The organism is Gemmatimonadota bacterium (assembly GCA_016209965.1).
Lineage (GTDB): Bacteria > Gemmatimonadota > Gemmatimonadetes > Longimicrobiales > RSA9 > JACQVE01.
Genome location: JACQVE010000316.1, coordinates 1 through 3,537, shown reverse-complemented (window position 1 = coordinate 3,537; position 3,537 = coordinate 1). Strand labels below are relative to the sequence as shown.

The 3,537-nt window shown below is 66.6% G+C and carries 3 protein-coding genes; all 3 read left to right on the top strand.

Annotated elements, in window-relative coordinates; translation table 11 throughout:
- Nucleotides 1-431: hypothetical protein (locus tag HY703_12580; GenBank protein MBI4546028.1), on the top strand; the 431-nt coding region annotated here is incomplete at its 5' end.
- Nucleotides 432-507: 76 nt separating this feature from the next.
- Nucleotides 508-891, top strand: coding sequence for a hypothetical protein (locus HY703_12575; protein MBI4546027.1), 384 nt, complete (start codon nucleotides 508-510; stop codon nucleotides 889-891).
- A 144-nt stretch (nucleotides 892-1,035) separates the two neighbouring features.
- A partial coding sequence (locus tag HY703_12570) for an Ig-like domain-containing protein (protein ID MBI4546026.1) occupies nucleotides 1,036-3,537 on the top strand: 2,502 nt, incomplete at its 3' end.

The window sequence follows — 3,537 nt, the reverse complement described above, 5'->3', positions numbered from 1 at the left end:
CCGCTGGCCTCGCGCTCGGCGGAGGCCTGCTCTACATCGTGGACAGCGCCAACCAGCGGGTGCGCGCGGTCGAGCTCGCCAGCGGCGTGATCAAGAGCGTCGCGGGCACGGGAATCCGGGGCTTTGCCGGGGATGGCGGGCCGGCTACGGAGGCACTGCTGCAGGATCCGCAGGGCGTCGCCGTCTCGCCCGACGGTCGCACGCTCTTCATCGCGGATGCGGGGAACCACCGAGTGCGCACGGTCAACCTGGCGACGGGGCTTATCGCGACCTTCGCGGGCACCGGAGACGAAGCCTTCACCGGCGACCGCGGCCCGGCCGGCGAGACGGCCCTGAGCGGCCCGACCAGTGTGGCGGCCTCACCTTTCAGCCTCCTCTTCATTGCCGACACCGGTCACCACATCGTGTGGCGCTCCGCCGTGCGCTTTTAAGTGGTCGAATCCGCAAATAGGGCCGCACTCGGCGCGTGCCCGTACTTACGAACCCGACCACTAAGGAGGGTTGGCTTTGCGCCGCATCCTCTTCGCAGCGCTGCTGATCGCACTTCCAGCCTGCTACGTGGTCGGTCTGAGGCGGGGTGATCGGCCTCGCATCGTGGAGATCCGACCGGATTCGGCGCCGGCCGACCCCTGGCGGGCCACGCAGCTCACGATCCGCGGCTCGGGTTTCCTGCCGGAAGGCAATACGGTCCGCTTTGGCGCCGTGGTGATCCCGGACCTTGCTTCCGCGGCGGAGGGCACGGAAATCCGCTTCTACGTCCCGAGAGAGTTCCCGACCGTAGGGGAGGCGGCTCCCCCGCCGCTGGGGCCGGGTGAGTATGCCGTTACGGTGCAGAACCGGCATGGCGCGAGCAATTCTGTGGTCGTGACGCTCACCTGGCCGCGGAACTGAATGGCGCCCTGTCGGTGTATCGGCAATGCGAATATTGACGCCCTGGAGCCGCCGGCGGTAATCTGGCCGCCGGGGGCCACCAGCTCCTGGAGCCGGCGGGGATTCGCCAGCTTCCGGTTCGGATTTCCGGTTACCCCTGAACTCATGCTTCGACGCCGACTCCTTGCACCTCCCCGGGCGAGTTACGGGCGCTGCCTGGCGCTGCTGCTGCTTTTCCTGGCGCCCGCTCCCCTGGCAGCGCAGGAGAGGGATGGCGGCGGGAAGCCGCGGCTGCGCTGGGAGTACTTCTACTCGCAGCGCGCCTATCCCTTCGGCCGTATCCCGCCCCGAGCGCTCCAGCGAGCGCTCGACCAGTACCAGGCGCAGTGGCCGGAAGCAGCGGCCTTCCTTTTCCGGGCCCCGGGCGAGATTCGAGCGACGACGTGGAGCCCCATGGGGCCGGAGAACATCCCTAACTTCTTCATCCAGTCCGCGGGCCGCATGTCCTCCGTTGCCCCGCACCCCTCGGATCCCAACACGATCTACGTGGGTGCAGCCCAGGGCGGCGTGTGGAAGACAGCGAACGGCGGCGCCCGCTGGACGGCGCTGACGGACAGGGAGTGCTCGCTGGCCATGGGGTCCATCGCGATCGACCCGGTCAACCCTGACCTCCTGTATGCGGGAACCGGCGAGCAGCACTTCTCCGGCGACAGCTACTACGGCTGCGGTGTGCTGCGCTCGGCAGATGGCGGCGCTACCTGGACGCAGTTGGGCGCGGCGGTGTTCGAGAGTGCCACGACAGGCGGCGCCCGCATCGCCGATGTGGTCATCGATTCCAGCACGGCCGGCTCCACGAGCAGCACCACGCTGTACGTGGCGAGCGACTTCGGCGTGTTCAAGTCCCGGGACAGCGGCGCCACCTGGACGCGCGTGCTGGAGGGCATTGCTACAGACCTGGTGCTGGACCCGGCGAACAGCTCGACGATATACGCCGCCCTGGGCAGGATTTCCGGTGGCTCCGACAATGGCGTCTACAAGTCTGCGGACGGCGGTGCCAACTGGACACGGCTGGGTGGCGGCTTCCCCACGAGCGACGTCGGAAGGATCAATCTTGCTATTTCCCGCTCCTCGCCGGGGATTCTTTACGCCGTGGTCATGGACGCGCGCAACGGCTCCGGCTCGGATGGCAACCTCCTGGGCGTCTACAAGACCTCCGATGCCGGGGCCACGTGGAGCCTGCTTCCCGCCCCGGGATCCAGCTTCTCCTGCAACACGCAGTGCTGGTACAACCTAGTCGTAGCCGTGCACCCTGCCGATCCCAACCGCGTCTATGTCGGCACGGTCCAGCTCTACCGCTCGACCGATGGCGGGAACACCTTCACGAATATCCTGGGGTCGGTGCACGTGGACCAGCACGGTTTTGCCTTCGACCCTCGCGATCCGAATATCATCTATGTTGTCAACGATGGCGGTGTCTATAAGTCCACCAACGGCGGCGACTCCTGGGTCAGCCTGAACACGAACATTGCCGCCACGCAGTTCTATCCGGGGATCTCGCTCCACCCCTCCGATTCCAGCATGGCCCTGGGCGGCACGCAGGACAACGGCACGCTCGAATTTTCCGGCACCCCGTCGTGGAGAGTGGTGCTGGGGGCGGATGGCGGTTACACCGCCATTGACCGGGCGACGCCCACCACCGCATATGCCGAGATGCAGTGGACGCCGAACAGCTCCTTTGGGGGACCCCGCCGTCGAGATGGCGGCGGCAACTTCCTCCGCAAGGTCAGCGGCATAGACGTTTCCGAGCCTGCATTGTTCATCCCGCCGCTGGTCATGGATCCGTCTAATCCGCAGGTTCTCTACTTCGGCACGGTCCGGCTGTATCGCACCGAGAATCGCGCCGAATCCTGGACAGCGTTGAGCCCTGACCTCACCAACGGGGGCGGGCGCATCTCCGCGATCGCACCTGCGCCGTCCGACTCGCAGGTGATCTATGTGGGCACGAGCAACGCCATGGTGCAGGTCACTACAGATGGAGGGAGGAGCTGGAATCTCTCAAGGCAAGGACTGCCGGCCCGCTTCGTGAAGTCCATAGCCGTGGACCCTTTTGACGCCCAGACGGCATACGTCACCCTATCGGGCTTCCAGTCGGGACACGTTTTCCGCACTACCAATGGCGGCGCGAGCTGGCAGGACATCAGCGCCAACCTGCCAGACATGCCGGTCAACGCTGTTGTGGTCGATTCGCTGCTGGCCGGGAACATCTACATTGGCACGGACCTGGGCGTGTTCTACTCGAGGGACCAGGGGGCGAGCTGGGAGCCGTTTAACGACGGGTTTCCGAACGTGGCCGTGTTCGACATGGTTTACAACGCCCGCACGGGGCATCTGGTGGCGGCGACTCACGGCAGGAGTATGTTCCGCGTGCAGCCGCCCGCCAGCTTGATCGCGACGGTGCGCGTATCGCCACAAGTGGATACGCTGGGCGTCGGCCAGTCGGTGCAGCTCCGGGCGACGCCCGTGGACCGGCAGGGTCAGCCAACTGTGGCGCCGGTGAGCTGGAGTTCCAGCAACCCCCAGGTCGCGGCCGTGGATGCCAGCGGCCTGGTAACAGGGCGCGGTCCAGGCACGGCTACGATCCGAGCCACGGCGGAGGGCGCGAGCGGT